We start from the raw sequence: 16,985 nt of genomic DNA, 5'->3' as shown, positions 1-16,985 counted from the left end.
GTGATGAAAGATATGAAGAGAGTAGTTGCTGCGCAGTTGGAGGACCTGACAGATGTTATTTTGACTCTTACAGGATGTAAAAACTTTTGGGGAGAGCCGGAGCTTCCGGATTGCATGAGAGTTGAGATGGAGTCTGAAGAGGACAACTAAGCACAGTAACAAAATAACATTGGGGGTATCCGTTGCACGGAATTGGGCGGATATCCCATCTGTTATGAATCAGAGACTGGGGATGTGGACATGGGGATAAATCATAAGATTGGAACGTGCATAACGGAATATTTGGTTGGGCAGGAATATGATGTGGCAGATATACACTGTGCCAAAATATGCTATGCAGTCGAATCGTTAGTTGGGGATTTACAGAAAAATCTACTTCTATTTTTCGTTTTTGCAATATCGGGATTCTTTCGAGAGTTTCTGTTCTGTTTTTTGACAGTGAATCTTGTTCGCCGCTTTCTGGGCGGTATTCACATGAAGACAAATATAGGTTGTACAGTTGTTTCGATAAGCGTGTATGTGCTGGCAGTGGTGGGAGGCACACTTGCACCTGTCTCTCAGATTGTAACTGCGGGATTGATTCTGGTTGTGGCATATTTGATGATTAAGATAGCGCCGCTTCCGTCACCGAATCGTCCGGTTTACAAGGGAGAACGAAAACGCAAAATTCAGATAAGAGGGCTGTTAGGATTGGCTGTCTTGAGCATCTGTATAACCATTTTCCCTGCATGTGCTGCATTTGTTGGATGGACATTGGTATTACAGATTGTAGAGGCAGGTGTTGTATTGTTGAGAGAGGATTATATGTATTATCAGAATCAGGATGCACCGGTGACGGTGTCGGCGGAAGCGGAAAAGCTTTTTATGGAATATACCAGAAACTATGAACAAAGATTGGATGGGCTGGTTCGGTATCCGGCGGAGTTTGAAAAAATGACAAGAAAGGAACGAACAAGTGCATTTAAAGGATTTTCCGATTCGGAAAAGGATGCATTTCTGGCTCTTTTGACCGATGAGGAGAAGAACCGGTTGGTACAGGATATCCATTATCAGGCGGTGCACGATTTTTGGAAGAGGCAATAAATTAGCAGGGGCTGAAAGTGTTTTGGTAAAATCTTTTCAGTCCCTGCTAATTGCTTTTTTGACGATATCTTTAAATTTGCGTCCGACCGGTGTGGGAAGATTGTGGTTGCCCAGATAAAGAATTGCGTTAGTCGGGTCGTAGGAATTGACATAGTCGCTGTTGATGATAAAACCACGATGACTCTGTATGAAGTTTGGTGGAAGCTGTGCAATGATTTCTTTCAGCCGGAGACCGGTAGCTAGGATGACATCGCTTTCGGTATAAATCGTTAAATTTTTACCACCGGCTTCGATGTACAGGATTTTCTCCGGTAGAACACGGAAGTAAATTCCGTTTACATCACGTAATTCAATCGGGGTCACATCCAGAAAGCGATTGTGAATCAGTTTGTCAATTGTAAGCAGCAGATCTTCCTTTTTGTATGGTTTAACGAGATAATCGTAACAGTTGGTTGCGTGAATTGCGCGAGGTGCGTCCGTGGAAAGTGCAGTTAAAAATAAAATAGGCGTTTTGGCATAGCGTGGGATAGAACGAATATAAGTTCCGAGCGCTACGCCGTCCTGCAAGGAATCCTCATCCCCCAAGGAGATATCCAGAAGAAATAACTGAACCTTGTTTGCCTGCATCATTTTGACTGCCTGCTTGTAGGTGTCTGCTTTTATGCAATTCATATTATCATATTTCTCGAGTAAGATAGCCTCGATGCCATCTAACTGGGCAGGATCATCTTCTACGATCAAAATATCCATGAAATCGCTCCTCTCGTATGTTCGTATATTATAAATATTTCGCAATTTCTGTGTCAACATCTTTTGCTCTGGCGATAAAAAACAACGTAAAATACATGCTAAAAAACGTAAAAAAATGATAGATAAAAGAATGGTAAACATGTTATATATGAACATTAGACACACAAAACGAACCTATAGGTAACACTTGCAATTCCGGGGGAAAAGCGGTAATATAACTACAAGAATATAAGCGTTTTGGGGAAAGGAACTATGGAGGGTTATATGAATATAGCAGCTGTTGGAAATTCGAATATCACATTGGCGGTCAGCGATACTGGCAGCATGAATGCAATTGACATGGCGATGCTCCGAAAGTCACTTGATACAGTTGAGACAAGTGGAGCGATGCTTACGCAGATGATGGAGCAGTCTGTTAATCCGAATGTCGGTGCCAATATAGATATTCGTTTATAATTAAAGATATGATGTAGAGTCCTGCGTGAAGATGCAGGACTTTTTTGTTGGTAATCAAAAAAGCAAATAAATGAAAAATATGAAAACTCTATGTATTGCTTTTCTAAAACCTTTCTATTAAAATGCAATTTGATTTCCGGTGAAATCGAATGACAATTGATGAAAGACATACTGTTTATAATATTTATTAGTAGAAGAGGTAATATAATATGAGAACAAAGATGACAGCAAAGGAAAGACTTCCACTTATAGGAATGACGGTGTCTGCATTCATATTTAATACATCGGAATTTATGCCGATCGGGTTACTCACGGATATAGCGAAGAATTTTGAGATTTCAGAGGCGAAAGCGGGAATGCTGATCACGGTATATTCCTGGATCGTTATGTTGTTGTCGCTTCCGCTCATGCTTTTGGTGAGCAAGATAGATTATAAGAAATTATTTATGGGAACGGTTACGCTGTTTGGCATCTGCCAGGTACTTTCCGTGCTATCCAACAGTTATGGTATGCTGATGGTGTCCCGAATTGGCGTTGCATGTGCACATGCAATCTTCTGGTCGATTGCGTCACCGATCGCGGTGCGGATGGCGTCAGAAGAACATCAGTCTCTGGCACTTAGTATGGTTGTAACAGGAACCTCGGTTGCCACAATTGCAGGGCTGCCTCTGGGACGCCTGGTTGGACATTATGCAGGCTGGCGCAGTGCATTTTTGATTGTTGCAATTATCACATTTATTGTGGTTTTATATATGGCATTTTTGTTCCCGAAGATGGATGCAGGGGAACCGTTCCGCATCAAACAGCTTCCGGGATTGTTTAAGAACCGTTCGCTGGTATGTGTATATGCACAGACTTTCCTGTTTGTGGTTGGTTACTACACAAGTTACAGTTATATTGATCCGTTTTTGCAACAGGTTGCGGGAATGAAGAATAATACAATCACGGTGACGCTGTTTTTGTTTGGCGCAGCGGGCCTGCTTGGAAGTTTTCTGTTCTCAAAGTTTTATGACCGCTATCGTCTGCGTTTCCTGCGGACAGTGATGATTTCTCTTGCAATCGAACTCGCATTGCTGTTGCCGGCATCGAAGCAGCCTTGGTTTATGATGGTGCTTTGCGCACTGTGGGGAATTACGGTACTTGTGTTTAATGTATCGTTCCAATCAGAGACAATCCGCTGTACAGATGAGCAGTCGTCTTCGGTTGCGATGTCCATCTTCTCGGGAATATTTAATTTTGGAATCGGTGCGGGGAGCTGGATCGGCGGAATTGTCTGCTCGAATGGACATCTGCCGCATATTGGCTTTGTAGGTGCGATTTTTGCAGTGATATCTGCGGTATTCTTTGTAACGATTGTGACAAATAGTATGGAACTGTCAGAACACAGATAAAGAATAAAAGTGAAAAAGAACTGTAGAATCCCGGTGGCTGTTGCTACCGGGATTTTTATGTAAAGAAGATGAAGAGCTTGTTATAATGCTGTGGGCGGATTTCTATATATTGTATTACAAGGATTTGTCACTCAATATCATGTACTAAATATTTCAAAATGTTACAAAATGTAATAATTTTATGTGAACTATCTTTTGAAAAAAGTTGACAGAAAAAGAGGGCTTGAATGTGGCAGAAATGCTGTAAAAATGCGAATAAATTGTGAACTTTTGAAAAAACATCCAAAAATTGGTTGACAATAATATTACAGGTTGCTATAATGGGCAATGTAATAAGTTGTAACATATTTGTAACAAATTGGAGGTAAGAACATGAGAAAACCATCAAAAAAGTGGTTGGCGGCAGCGGCGGCAGGTTGCATATTCGCTTCGTCCATGGGTACATATACATATAAGGTATTGGCGGATGAATTCGTATATAGTGACGCAAACGTAAGTATAACTTCGATCGTTGACCATTATATTGAAGTAAACGGCGGAGCCGTATTTACAGAAGCAACTCCTGAGGATGCGGTAGCAACAACTGCACTTGCAGAGGCAACTGCTACAGATGCGGTTGTGACAGGAAGTATTGAAGAAGTTGCACAGACAACAGGAGAGGTAACGGAAATAACAACCGAGGCTCCTGCAACTGAGACGACAACCGAAGAAGCAACAACAGAAGCACCGGCGCAGGAAGAAGCAGCGGCATCACCGGTTATGGATTTTACGGGTAAAGCAGTTGTGAAAGCATCCGGTTCTGTAAATATCCGCCAGGCTGGAGATGTAAATTCTACAAAGGTGGGAACCATTGATGGATTTGGTCTCGTGAATGTGGTAGAAAAGGGCGATACATGGTCCCATATTACATCCGGTAATGTAGATGGATATATCAAGAATGAATTTCTTGTATTTGACGGTGACGCTGCAAGCTATGCGGCTGCAAACCTTTCAAAGGTAGCAGTTGTCAATACGGCAGCATTGACACTCCGTAGTGATGCAAGCGTGGATAGCGAGCGTATTACAATTCTTGCACAGGGTGAGACATATCCGATTGTTTCCACAGGCGATGCATGGACAAAGATCCAGCTTGACGGAACTACAGGTTATGTGAAGAATGAGTATATTACAATTTCCTATAATATGCCGACGGCAAAGGCGGTGAGCACACCGGCACAGGAGCAGACAACAGAAGCACCTGCAACGGAAGCACCAACAACAGAAGCGCCAACAACAGAGGCACCAACAACAGAAGCGCCTGTGACAGATGTTCCTGTATCTGAGCTTGGCCAGCAGGTTGCAAACTTCGCAAGTCAGTTTGTTGGAAATCCGTATGTTTATGGAGGTACAAGCCTGACGAATGGCGCGGATTGTTCGGGATTCGTCCAGAGTGTATATAAGAACTTTGGATATTCTCTGCCGAGAACTGCAACAACACAGAGCAATGCAGGAACTGCAATCAGTCTTGCAGCACTTCAGCCGGGAGATCTTGTGTTCTATGATCATGGATCCGGATCTGTGCAGCATGTCGGAATCTATATTGGAAACGGACAGATTGTTCATGCAAGTAACCGTCGTACGGGAATTAAGATTTCCAGTGTAAATTACAGCACACCATTTAAGGCTTGCAGAATCGCAAATTAGTACGCAATTTAAACTTCTAATAATGTGTAAAAAGGACATTTCCGAACAGAATCGGAAATGTCCTTTTGCTTTTTCCTTAAAAATGATTTTTTTTGTGTATTTTGACGAAAAATCCCTTCCCAAAAGGGGGTTCGGTGTGCTATAATACTGAACATAGAAGATAGATGTGCTTCTTGCACTTTTTTATTTTCTATAGTTCGACGTAAAGGAGCTGGGGCTTATGAATTACATCATTAGTGGAAAAAACATTGAGGTTACAGACGCATTGAAACAGGCTATCTATGAGAAGCTTGAGAGAATCGAGAAGTTCTTCGCAGAAGATACAGCCGCACAGGTTACTCTTTCTGTAGATAAGGATCGCCAGAAGATTGAAGTTACAATCCCGATGAAGGGGCATACGATTCGTGCAGAGCAGGCAAGCGATAATATGTATGTATCCATTGATTTGGTCGTAGAGATTATCGAACGTCAGGTGACACGCCATAAGAAACGTATTTTGGACAAGGAGCAGAATGCAGGATACATCAACAGTGATTTCTTTGATGTAGAAGGACTCGAGGACGAGGATGTTCAGATTATCCGTAGCAAGAAAGTTGTCCTGGAGCCTATGTATCCGGAAGATGCATGCATCCAGATGGATCTGCTCGGACATAACTTCTTCGTATTCCGTAACGCAGAGACAGACAAGGTAAATGTCGTATACAAGCGTAGAGGTAATACATTCGGATTGATTGAGCCGGAATTTTAATAGTTTCAGTTATGTATAGAGGGTTATAAAAAGACGGTATCCCGGAGACGAAGGTCTCCGGGATATTTGTTTAGGAGGATTTTATGCGCGGGAATCCTGTTTCCGGCGCGGAAACGTCTTGCGTTACATGGCATTTAATGTTATATTACAAGTTGTGGTATTAGATTGAATCGTGCTCAGGGAGGTAAGAAATGAGCTTATTAGAAAAAATATTTGGAACACATAGCGATAAAGAGCTTAAGAAAATATATCCAATTGTAGATAAGATTGAAGCACTCGATGCGTCTATGCAGGCACTTAGTGATGAAGAGCTGAAGGCAAAGACACCGGAGTTTAAGGAACGCCTTGAAAAAGGTGAGACACTCGATGATCTGCTTCCGGAAGCATTTGCGGTGGTACGGGAGGCAGCAGACAGGGTTCTTCATATGAAGCATTATCGTGTGCAGTTGATCGGTGGTATCCTGCTGCATCAGGGACGTATCCCGGAGATGCGTACTGGTGAAGGTAAGACACTGGTTTCTACCCTTCCTGCATATCTGAATGCGCTTGAGGGAAAGGGCGTTCATATCGTAACTGTCAACGATTATCTGGCAAAGCGTGATGCAGAGTGGATGGGAAAGGTGCATGAATTCCTTGGACTGACGGTAGGCGTAATCTTAAATAGTGACAAGAACGATGCGAGACGTGCAGCATACAACTGCGATATTACATATGTAACAAACAACGAACTTGGTTTCGATTATCTACGTGATAATATGGTTATTTACAAGGAGCAGCTCGTGCAGCGAGACTTGCATTACGCAATTGTCGATGAGGTCGATTCTGTATTGATTGATGAGGCGCGTACACCATTGATTATTTCCGGACAGAGTGGTAAGTCTACGGATCTGTACAAGATGTGTGATTACCTTGCACGCCGTATGAAGCGGGGAACTGCTTCGATGGAACTCAGCAAGCTCGATGCAATCATGGGAACCGAGATTGAGGAAGATGGCGATTACTTAGTAGATGAGAAAGATAAGCAGGTTGTTCTTACCGCACAGGGCGTCAAGGAAGTTGAACAGTTTTTCCATATTGATAACTTCTCGGATGCAGATAATATTGATATCCAGCACAACATGATTATGGCATTACGTGCACATGCACTTATGTTCCGTGATAAGGATTATGTTGTAAAAGATGATGAAGTTTTGATTGTTGATGAGTTTACCGGACGTATCATGCCGGGACGGCGTTTTTCGGATGGCCTGCATCAGGCGATTGAAGCAAAGGAAAATGTAAAGGTAAAACGGGAGAGCCGTACACTGGCAACGATTACCTTCCAGAACTTCTTTAACAAATATAAGAAGAAGGCAGGTATGACCGGTACAGCCCTCACAGAGGAAGAAGAGTTCCGTGAGATTTACGGTATGGATGTTGTCGTTGTTCCGACAAACCTGCCGGTACAGCGAATCGATCATCATGATTCTATATTTAAGACGAAGAAGGAAAAGCTGGATGCAATTGTACAGGCGGTTGCGGAAGCACACGATAAAGGACAGCCGGTGCTGGTTGGTACGATTACGATTGAAGCATCTGAGGAACTTAGCCGTATGCTTACAAAGCGTGGTATCCAGCACAAGGTATTGAATGCGAAGTTCCACGAACTGGAGGCTGAGATTGTTGCGGATGCCGGACAGCGTGGTGCGGTTACGATTGCAACCAACATGGCTGGCCGTGGTACAGATATTAAGCTTGGTGAAGGTGTGGCAGAACTTGGCGGCTTGAAGATTATCGGTACAGAGCGTCATGAGTCCCGTCGTATTGATAACCAGCTGCGTGGCCGTGCCGGTCGTCAGGGTGATCCGGGTGAATCCAAATTCTATCTGTCTCTGGATGATGACCTGATGCGTTTGTTTGGTTCAGAGAAGGTAAAAGCGGTTTATGATGCGTTGAAGATTCCGGAAGGTGAAGAAATCCAGCATAGTACAATCACCAAATTCGTTGAGAAAGCACAGATGAAGATTGAGAGCAACAACTTTGCAATCCGTAAGAACCTGATGGAATATGATCAGGTAAATAATGATCAGCGAGAGGTTATCTATGCAGAGCGCCGTCGTGTGTTGGATGGCGAGAATATGCGTGATGTTATCTTCAAGTTCATTCAGGATACAGTTGAGAATTATATTGACAAGACCTGCTCAGCGGATCTTGCTCCCGGTGAGTGGCAGATCGGCGAATTGAATCAGCTTCTGATCCCGATTATCCCGATGGAGCCGATTGAGTTGACAGAGGAAGAGAAGAAAACCGGCAAGCTGGATAAGTTTAAGCAGAGAATTAAGGAAGAGGCAGCGAAGGTATACGAAGCGAAGGAAGCAGAGTTTCCGGAACCGGAGCATTTCCGTGAGATTGAGCGTGTCGTATTGCTGAAGGTGATTGATAAGAAGTGGATGGCACATCTGGACGATATGACACAGCTTCGCCAGGGTATCACTCTTCAGGCGTATGGTAGTAAAGATCCGGTTGTTGAGTATAAGTTTGCCGGCTTTGATATGTTCAATGAGATGACAGCAGCTATCCGCGAGGATACCGTCCGTATGCTGCTCCATGTCAAGATTGAGCAGAAGGTAGAGCGTGAAGAAGTTGCCAAGGTAACCGGAACGAACAAGGATGATTCTGCAAAGAAGGGACCGGTTCGACGTGAGAGCGCAAAGATTGGGCGTAACGATCCATGTCCATGTGGCAGCGGCAAGAAATACAAGATGTGCTGTGGCAGAAACTTGTAAGGATAAGGAATATCTGAATCATAATTATTTAGAGAAAATGTATATTACGATATATAGCATTACATGTTCTTAAGCAGACCATTGAAGCACGTTGGTACTTAATGAGCGATTGTTTTTTATCGCGAATTTAGTACCATTACGTGCTGAACTGAGCGGGAGCGCGTCTGCGTAGAACTGTATATGCTATAATATCGTGGAAGATAGTTAAATTATGAGAGGCGGTGACGGAAGTGATAGAGTTAGATCAGTTTCGATATACTTTAAATGAATACAAAACTCCACTTGCGGAAGTGAGGGATTCACTTTGACATCGCTGGTAAGCAGTTACGCATCAGGCAGCTAGAACCGATGCTTGAACAGCCCGGGTTCTGGGATGATGTGGAACATAGCCAGCAGGTTATGAAAGAATTGAAGAATCTGAAAGATACAATTGAGGAATTTGATGCACTTTCAACACAGTATGAAGATATCGGAACATTGATTGAGATGGCGGAGGAAGAAAATGATGCCGGTCTGATTGATGAGATTGCAGCCGAACTTGCGAGCTTTGAAGAGAAGTTTGAGGAGTTTCGCATCGACACACTTCTTTCTGAAGAATACGATGCGAACAATGCAATTGTTACGATTCATGCAGGGGTCGGTGGTACAGAAGCGTGCGACTGGGCACAGATGTTGTATCGCATGTATACGAGGTTTGCAGAGAAGAAGGGTTTTTCTGTAGAAGTGCTGGATTATCTGGATGGAGAAGAAGCAGGTATCAAATCTGTGACGTTCCGGGTGAATGGACTGCATGCGTATGGATATTTAAAATCCGAGAAAGGTGTGCATCGTCTGGTACGTATTTCTCCGTTTAACGCGGCGGGCAAGCGGCAGACAAGTTTTGCGGCGGTTGATGTGATGCCGGAATTAGATGACAGTATTCAGGTGGAGATCAATCCGGATGATCTGAGGATTGATACATATCGTTCGAGCGGTGCCGGTGGACAGCATATCAACAAGACGAGCTCGGCAATCCGTATTACGCATATTCCGACCGGAATTGTGGTACAATGTCAGAATGAGCGATCCCAGCACAGCAACAAGGATACCGCAATGAAGATGCTTAATGCAAAGCTCTTTATGATGAAAGAAGAAGAAAATAAAGCAAAACTTGCGGGTATTCGTGGAGAGGTGACCGATAATGGCTGGGGAAGTCAGATTCGAAATTATGTTCTGCAGCCGTATACGATGGTGAAGGACGCAAGAACAGGCTTTGAGTGTACGAATGCGCAGGCGGTATTAGATGGCGGCATTGATGGGTTTATCAGTGCATATTTGAAATGGATCAACACGAAGGAAAAAACAGAGTAATCTGGATGATGAGATAAGGGTGTGTGGAGCGCACAAGGTTATGAAAAGGAGGAATGTGCATGGCAGTGACGAAGTACATAGTGTTTCGATTGAATGATCAAAAATATAGCATGAAGCTGTCGAAGATCAATGGCATAGAGTATGTATATCATGTGGTACCCGTGCCGATGGGACCTGCATGCATCAAAGGAATTATTCATCTTAGAAATGAAGTGATACCTGTATTTAGCTTGAAGCGGTTGTTTGATATGCCGGAGGAGACGGTGGAGACGCAGCTTTTGATCACGGAGACACATGGTATGAAACTTGCGATTGAGGTGGACACCGTGCTCGGAATTGTGAATGTAGAGGAAGAGGACATTAAACAGATTCCGATGGTAGTACATACAGAGGAAACCGGATATTTAGAGGATGTTGTAAGATTGACTCTGCCGGAATCCGATCAAGAGGAAATCGTGATCAGCATCGCGGTTGACACATTGATGTCCGATCATGAATTTGGACAGATTGAAAACGCATTAGAAAAGGAGATGAGCGGAAAATGATTAACATTGCAGTGCTTGGCTACGGTACAGTAGGTTCCGGAGTAGTAGAGGTAATCAACAAAAATCACGCAAGTATCAACAAGCGTGCCGGACAGGAGGTAAACATCAAGTATGTCCTTGATTTGAGAGACTTCCCCGGCGATCCGGTTGAGAAGGTTCTTGTGCATGATTACAATGTGATTGTGAATGATCCGGAAGTGAAAATTATCGTAGAGGTAATGGGAGGCATTAAGCCGGCGTATGATTTTACGAAGCAGGCATTAGAGGCAGGCAAGAGTGTTTGTACTTCCAACAAAGAGTTAGTTGCAGCACATGGTGCAGAGCTTCTGGCAATCGCAAAGGCTAACAATGTAAACTTCCTGTTTGAGGCAAGCGTTGGCGGTGGAATTCCTATCATTCGTCCACTCAATCAGTCTCTGACCGCAGATGAGATTACAGAGATTACCGGTATATTAAATGGTACAACAAACTATATTCTGTCTAAGATGACAGACGAAGGCAAGTCTTTTGAAGAAGTGCTGAAGCGTGCACAGGAGAAGGGTTATGCGGAACGTAATCCGGAGGCAGATGTGGAAGGTTATGATGCCTGTCGTAAGATTGCAATCCTGACATCCCTTGCATTAGGTAAGCAGGTAGACTACCGTGATATTTATACAGAAGGCATCACGAAGATTACAAAGACTGATATTGAATATGCAAAGGCATTGCATGCAAGTATCAAGCTCCTCGGTACAAGCAAGTGGGAAACAGATGGAAAGATTTATTCGATGGTAGCACCGTTTATGATCGACAGCGATCATCCGTTAGGACATGTCAATGGCGTGTTCAACGGTATTTTCGTAAATGGAAATATGCTCGGTGATACGATGTTCTATGGCAAGGGCGCAGGCAAACTTCCGACAGCAAGTGCGGTTGTAGCTGATGTGGTAGATGCTGTGAAGCATCAGGGCACAAACATCATGACAATTTGGGAGCAGGATAAGGTCGAACTTGGTGACAGAACAAACTTCACGTGTCGATTCTTTGTCCGCGTGGCAGACACAACATCTAGGGAGACAGTTGAGAGGGTCTTCGGTGATGTAGAGTATGTGACACTTGCAGATGTAAGCGGTGAATATGCATTCCTGACAGAGAAACTGACGGAAGGCGCATTTGAGGGGAAGAGCAAGCAGATTGACATGATTATGCGCATCCGTACTGCATTATAATAAAGTGACAAACAAAAATAAATATGATAGAATACAGTTGCATTGCCATGCGGTGATGCAACTGTTTTCGATTTGTGTTTTGCATGGCAAGTGCTCGTATATGCAAATTTGTATGTAATATGTAATGATGTGCATTTGATTTCTTGGGAAATGAGGTGGCAGTTTATGAAACGTAGTGATTATATTACATGGGATCAATATTTTATGGGAATCGCAATCATGTCTGCGAATCGTAGCAAAGATCCGAACACTCAGGTGGGAGCCTGTATCGTGGATCAGGATAACCGGATTTTAACGGTAGGCTACAATGGTATGCCGTCCGGGTGTAATGATGATGAGATGCCATGGGATCGGGAAGGCGAAGGAATGGCGAGTAAATATTTCTTTGTCTGTCATGCGGAATTAAATGCGATTCTGAATTACCGTGGAGGAGGCACATTGCGTGGCTCACGTTGCTATGTAACCTTGTTCCCGTGCAATGAATGTGCGAAGGCGATCATTCAGGCAGGCATCAAAGAAGTGATTTATATGTCGGATAAATATGCGGATTCGGATAGTACGATGGCATCAAAGAAGATGTTCGAGATGGCGGGCGTCAAATATACCGAGTACGAGAATCAGCATAAAAAGATTGAATTTGAATTATAAAGATCTGACCGGAGGAAATTATGACAGAAGCAAAGACGAAAAGTGTAAATATGACATTTCCGGCATTGTTTAGTTATGTAATGAATACAAACTATCGAAGCATGAGTGGAATATTAGGGTTGGTGTTGAGTTTGGGTGCGATAGTGATGCTTGTGATCGGCTGGAATACGACATCAGGCAGACAGAAAGCAATTTTTATTATCGTGGCCTTGATGTTTACCGTGATTAATCCTCTTTCGCTTGCATTCAAGACATTTAAGCAGTTGAAGACAAGCCCTTCATATAAGCAGCCGCTTGTTTATACATTCAGTGATGATGGAATCGGTGTGTCACAGGGCGAAGAACATATGAATCTTGAGTGGAAGGGCGTGTATCGTCTGCTTATGACAAAATACATGCTGGCAGTTTATACAAACCGGATGCACGCGTTTGTAATTCCGCTCGACCAACTGGGTGATGACAAGGGTAAGATTCTGGCATCGGTGGTGAATTTTACTGCCGGATATAAGCCGAGGGTCAGCAGAAGTTTGAAGAGGTATCAAAGTGGAAAAGGTATTTAAGAAGGAAAGTTTTAGCCCGGAGGAGACCTTTGCAATCGGCAAAGAACTGGCAGAACAGGCGAAGCCGGGTGAGGTGTATTGCCTGTATGGAGATCTTGGCTGTGGCAAGACGGTATTCTCACAGGGCTTTGGTGCAGGGCTTGGTGTGACAGAGCCGATCAGCAGTCCGACATTTACGATATTGAAGGAGTATGACGAAGGTCGTATGCCGTTTTACCATTTCGATGTCTATCGGATTGGCAGTGATGATGAGATGGACGAGATTGGTTATTATGAAGCAGTCGACGGTGAAGGTGTCTGCCTGATTGAATGGGCGGAGCTGATCTATGACATATTGCCGATGAGATATAAGAAAGTGACAATCCAAAAAGATGTCGAAAAAGGGTTCGACTATCGAACGATTACGGTTGAGGAGATAACGAGATGAAAATCTTAGGTATTGACAGTTCCGGCATGGTGGCAAGTGTGGCGCTTGTCGAGGATAACCTGCTGGTAGCAGAATATTCGGTAAATTATAAGAAGACGCATTCACAGACTTTACTCCCGATGTTGGATGAGATTGTGAAGATGACAGAGTTAGACTTGAATACGATTGATGCCATCGCGGTTGCGGCGGGACCGGGATCTTTTACCGGGCTTCGGATTGGCGCGGCGACTGTGAAAGGTCTGGGAATGGCGCTTGAAAAGCCGGTGATATCGGTGCCGACCTGCCATGGGCTTGCGTATAATCTGTGGGGCAGCGATAAGCTGATCTGCCCGATTATGGATGCGAGAAGAAGTCAGGTTTATACAGGCATATATGAATTTACGACGGATGGCATGCAGGTGTTTCTGGATCAGTCTGCAATGGATATCCGGGTGCTTGCGGAGAAGTTAAATGCGATGGAACGCGAAGTCATCTTTCTTGGAGATGGCTGCCCGGTATATGCATCGGTGCTTACAGAATGTATGCAGGTGCCATATACATATGCACCGGCACATTTGAACCGCCAGCGTGCGTCAGCGGTTGCAAGCCTTGGCAAGGAGTATTTTAAGCAGGGCAAGGCAGAACCGGCAGATGATCTGATTCCGATTTATCTGCGCAAATCTCAGGCAGAGCGGGAACGTGAAGAGAAGCTTGCGGCAGAGGGACAGGCATAGAAGTTGAAGATTCAATATTACAATTGCACAATTGCAGAATGTGTAACGAAGGACTGTGAAGCGGAATCGAAAATCTTGTCCGGACAGATGGCAGAAAATGCCCAGGCGATGTCCGTACGGGCGGAAAGATATGATTTGACGATTGCTGCACATGAAGTGGCACAGATGGAAGTTGACTCGTTTGCGGATGCTTGGACAGAGGCGATGGTGGCGGATTCCCTTGCACAAAGTTACAATCATCTGTGGATTGTAGAGAACGATGCGGGAACACCTTGTGGTTATTTGCTTGCGAATATACTTGGTGATGAGACGGAATTGCTGAGGGTAGCAGTCAATCCGGAAAGCCGGAAGGATGGAATCGGACAGATGCTGATGGAGGCATATCTTTCGTTTGTGCAGAGGGGTTCTATGCGCGGCCTGTTGGAAGTGCGTCATGGAAATATTGCAGCAAAGTGTTTATATGAGAAGAATGGATATCATTTGCTTGCTGTCAGGAAAAAATATTATAAGCATCCGGATGAGGATGCGGATATCTATGAGATAATATTTACAGAAAACGGAGAATAGAATGTTAGAGTTGTGTTTGCTTGGAACAGGTGGCATGCTGCCGCTTCCATATCGGGCGTTGACCTCACTGATGGTGCGGTATAACGGAAGCAGTATCCTGATCGACTGCGGTGAGGGTACACAAAATCAAATACGTTTGCAGGGCTGGAGTTTCAAACCGATTGATGTGATTTGTATCACGCATTTTCATGCGGATCATATCAGTGGACTTCCGGGTATGCTTCTGACGATGGGGAATGCCGAGCGGACAGAACCTTTGACGATGATTGGCCCAAAAGGATTGGAACGGGTGGTGAATTCACTTCGGGTTATCGCGCCGGAACTTCCGTTTGAGATAAAATTTATTGAGTTAGAGCAGCCGGAGGAAGTAATCGAGATCTGTGGTTTGCGTATTCGGGCATTTCGCGTGAACCATCGTGTGATTTGTTATGGGTATAATATTGAACTTGACCGTGCAGGTAAATTCGATGCCTTACGTGCCAGAGAGTTGGGACTTCCGGTACAGTATTGGAGCCTGCTGCAAAAGGGTGAGAATGTGGATTTTGAAGGGAATATTTATACGAGCGATATGGTTATGGGAAAGCCGCGTAAGGGCTTGAAAGTTACTTATTGCACAGATACCCGGCCGGTAGATGCGATTGTGCAATGTGCAAAAGATGCGGATTTATTTATCTGTGAGGGCATGTATGGTGAGGAAGAGAAGCTTTCCAAAGCGAAGGAACATAAGCATATGATGATGCGGGAGGCAGCGGAACTTGCGAAAGACGCACAGGTGACGGAGATGTGGCTGACACATTACAGTCCGGCAACCAACCGCCCGAAGGAGTTTGAAGAAATGGTGCAGGCGATATTTCCGAGAAGCTATATTGCGAAGGACCGTACAGAGATGGTTTTGAATTTTGAAGAGGATTGATGCTGCATGGCGAAAAATAAGAAAAAAGAAGTGACAATTAAAGGCATAATTGTGGCGGTATTGCTGGTTGTACTGGTGCTTTGGTATTTCAACTATTTGAACGATCGTTCTTCCATCCGGCGAAGCGAATCGCAGAAGACGGAAGTGGAAGCATTGATGGAATATGATATGACAGCGGAATACCCGAAGACACCACGGGATGTAGCAAAGCTGCACAATCGTTATTTTAAGGCCTTTTACGGACAGAAACTGACGGATGATGAGCTGGATTCTATGAACAAAAAGGTGCGGCAGTTGTATTGTACCGATTTGCTCGTAGCGAACCCGGAGAGCGATAGCCTGACGAATTTGCAGAAAGATATCGAAGCGGTAAAGAAACAGGGTTACACATACAAGATGTGCGAGCTTCCGGAGGCAAGCCAGGTACAGTATTTTACGAAAGATGGAAAAGATATGGCGCTGTTGGAGGTGTGCATTACAATCAATACCGGTGACAATCTGGGCTATTTTTACCGGCAGTATGCCATGGTCAAGGAAAATGACCGGTGGAAGATTTACGGCTGGACAGAATCCCAGTTACCAAGTGGCTCTGTGACTACGCAGGCAGGGATGACGGAGTGAGGCTCGGATAGAATATGCACAGTAGAAATTACGCAAGCAGTCAGAATATGAATGGTTGTGCGGAATCGGTGCGGCATATATAAAAAGAAAACAGATATAAAGAGGAAACGTTATGAGTACAACAATACTTTCAATTGAATCATCCTGTGATGAGACGGCAGCGGCAATTGTTGTCGATGGACGAGAAGTAAAATCCAATATTATCTATTCACAGATTGAATTGCACAAACTGTATGGCGGAGTCGTGCCGGAAATCGCATCGCGGAAGCATGTGGAGAAAGTCAATCAGGTGATCCGAGCAGCAATCGGGGAAGCACATGTCGGATGGGATGATATTGATGCTGTTGCAGTGACTTATGGACCGGGGCTGGTTGGTGCGCTTTTGGTTGGCGTGAGTGCGGCAAAGGCAGTTGCTTATGCAAAGAACAAGCCACTCGTTGGTGTGCATCATATCGAGGGGCATATTGCGGCAAATTATATTGAACACCCGGACTTAGAACCGCCATTTATGTGTATGGTAGCTTCAGGTGGACATTCTCATCTGGTGTATGTGAAGA

The 16,985-nt window shown here is 44.2% G+C and carries 19 protein-coding genes (1 of these 19 only partly in view); 18 read left to right on the top strand and 1 reads right to left on the bottom strand.

From position 1 onward, the window contains the following. The first annotated feature begins 3 nt into the window (after positions 1 to 3). Complete coding sequence (locus tag KP625_RS07775; protein ID WP_238297089.1) at positions 4 to 150, top strand: hypothetical protein; 147 nt, start codon at positions 4 to 6, stop codon at positions 148 to 150. Positions 151 to 240: 90 nt separating this feature from the next. Then, positions 241 to 1,083, top strand: a complete 843-nt coding sequence (locus tag KP625_RS07770; RefSeq protein ID WP_238297088.1) for an accessory gene regulator B family protein — start codon at positions 241 to 243, stop codon at positions 1,081 to 1,083. A gap of 36 nt (positions 1,084 to 1,119) precedes the next feature. Here the strand turns inward: KP625_RS07770 and KP625_RS07765 are convergent, their stop codons facing one another. Further along, entirely contained in the window at positions 1,120 to 1,893 is a 774-nt protein-coding gene (locus tag KP625_RS07765) for a LytR/AlgR family response regulator transcription factor (RefSeq protein WP_238297086.1), read from the bottom strand. Between the two features lie 204 nt (positions 1,894 to 2,097). On the opposite strand from KP625_RS07765, the gene KP625_RS07760 reads away from it, so the two are divergent. The 16 genes from KP625_RS07760 to tsaD all read left to right on the top strand — a co-directional run. Then, positions 2,098 to 2,289, top strand: coding sequence for a YjfB family protein (locus KP625_RS07760; protein ID WP_238297083.1), 192 nt, complete (start codon positions 2,098 to 2,100; stop codon positions 2,287 to 2,289). A gap of 209 nt (positions 2,290 to 2,498) precedes the next feature. Then, a complete protein-coding gene (locus KP625_RS07755; protein ID WP_238297081.1) occupies positions 2,499 to 3,680 on the top strand; it encodes a sugar transporter in 1,182 nt (393 codons plus the stop codon). A 372-nt stretch (positions 3,681 to 4,052) separates the two neighbouring features. Continuing rightward, positions 4,053 to 5,363 carry a C40 family peptidase gene (locus KP625_RS07750; protein ID WP_238297079.1) on the top strand — a complete coding sequence of 437 codons (1,311 nt, stop codon included), beginning with the start codon at positions 4,053 to 4,055 and terminating at the stop codon, positions 5,361 to 5,363. Positions 5,364 to 5,583: 220 nt separating this feature from the next. Beyond that, positions 5,584 to 6,111: a ribosome hibernation-promoting factor, HPF/YfiA family gene (hpf, locus tag KP625_RS07745; protein ID WP_177970558.1), complete on the top strand. Its 528-nt coding sequence runs from the start codon at positions 5,584 to 5,586 to the stop codon at positions 6,109 to 6,111. A 191-nt stretch (positions 6,112 to 6,302) separates the two neighbouring features. Next, on the top strand, positions 6,303 to 8,876 hold the full coding sequence (secA, locus tag KP625_RS07740) for a preprotein translocase subunit SecA (RefSeq protein WP_177970560.1): 2,574 nt from the start codon (positions 6,303 to 6,305) through the stop codon (positions 8,874 to 8,876). Positions 8,877 to 9,106: 230 nt separating this feature from the next. Further along, positions 9,107 to 10,226, top strand: a protein-coding gene (prfB, locus tag KP625_RS07735; RefSeq protein WP_238297077.1) for a peptide chain release factor 2 whose coding sequence is annotated in 2 segments (ribosomal slippage) — positions 9,107 to 9,181 and positions 9,183 to 10,226 — 1,119 coding nt in all. Because the reading frame shifts where the segments join, the coding sequence is not laid out codon by codon here. Between the two features lie 59 nt (positions 10,227 to 10,285). After that, entirely contained in the window at positions 10,286 to 10,771 is a 486-nt protein-coding gene (locus tag KP625_RS07730; RefSeq protein ID WP_177970563.1) for a chemotaxis protein CheW, read from the top strand. Then, the gene (locus KP625_RS07725; protein WP_238297075.1) at positions 10,768 to 11,979 is read left to right on the top strand and encodes a homoserine dehydrogenase; all 1,212 of its coding nucleotides are present in this window, start codon (positions 10,768 to 10,770) and stop codon (positions 11,977 to 11,979) included. Before KP625_RS07730 ends, KP625_RS07725 begins: the two co-directional genes overlap by 4 nt. A 165-nt stretch (positions 11,980 to 12,144) precedes the next feature. After that, positions 12,145 to 12,627 (top strand): deoxycytidylate deaminase, encoded by a 483-nt coding sequence (locus KP625_RS07720; protein ID WP_177970565.1) that lies wholly within the window; start codon positions 12,145 to 12,147, stop codon positions 12,625 to 12,627. Positions 12,628 to 12,647: 20 nt separating this feature from the next. Next, a complete protein-coding gene (locus KP625_RS07715; RefSeq protein WP_238297073.1) occupies positions 12,648 to 13,187 on the top strand; it encodes a YcxB family protein in 540 nt (179 codons plus the stop codon). Continuing rightward, entirely contained in the window at positions 13,171 to 13,614 is a 444-nt protein-coding gene (tsaE, locus tag KP625_RS07710; protein ID WP_177970568.1) for a tRNA (adenosine(37)-N6)-threonylcarbamoyltransferase complex ATPase subunit type 1 TsaE, read from the top strand. The genes KP625_RS07715 and tsaE overlap by 17 nt, the downstream gene beginning before the upstream one ends. Further along, on the top strand, positions 13,611 to 14,327 hold the full coding sequence (gene tsaB, locus KP625_RS07705; protein WP_238297071.1) for a tRNA (adenosine(37)-N6)-threonylcarbamoyltransferase complex dimerization subunit type 1 TsaB: 717 nt from the start codon (positions 13,611 to 13,613) through the stop codon (positions 14,325 to 14,327). The genes tsaE and tsaB overlap by 4 nt, the downstream gene beginning before the upstream one ends. 3 nt (positions 14,328 to 14,330) lie before the next feature. After that, the gene (rimI, locus tag KP625_RS07700; protein WP_238297069.1) at positions 14,331 to 14,894 is read left to right on the top strand and encodes a ribosomal protein S18-alanine N-acetyltransferase; all 564 of its coding nucleotides are present in this window, start codon (positions 14,331 to 14,333) and stop codon (positions 14,892 to 14,894) included. Position 14,895: 1 nt separating this feature from the next. Next, positions 14,896 to 15,807 carry a ribonuclease Z gene (locus KP625_RS07695; RefSeq protein WP_238297067.1) on the top strand — a complete coding sequence of 304 codons (912 nt, stop codon included), beginning with the start codon at positions 14,896 to 14,898 and terminating at the stop codon, positions 15,805 to 15,807. A gap of 6 nt (positions 15,808 to 15,813) precedes the next feature. Then, on the top strand, positions 15,814 to 16,428 hold the full coding sequence (locus KP625_RS07690; RefSeq protein ID WP_238297066.1) for a DUF6715 family protein: 615 nt from the start codon (positions 15,814 to 15,816) through the stop codon (positions 16,426 to 16,428). Between the two features lie 112 nt (positions 16,429 to 16,540). Beyond that, positions 16,541 to 16,985, top strand: the 5' portion of a protein-coding gene (gene tsaD / locus KP625_RS07685; protein WP_238297063.1) for a tRNA (adenosine(37)-N6)-threonylcarbamoyltransferase complex transferase subunit TsaD. The gene runs 575 nt beyond the window's last position; only the first 445 of its 1,020 coding nucleotides appear in the window; its start codon is at positions 16,541 to 16,543; its stop codon lies beyond the right edge, outside the window.

The sequence above is a fragment of the Eubacterium sp. MSJ-33 genome, assembly GCF_022174665.1.
Classification (GTDB): domain Bacteria; phylum Bacillota; class Clostridia; order Lachnospirales; family Lachnospiraceae; genus Coprococcus_C.
Note: the sequence above shows the minus strand (reverse complement) of the source record. Positions and strands in the feature narration are given on the sequence as shown.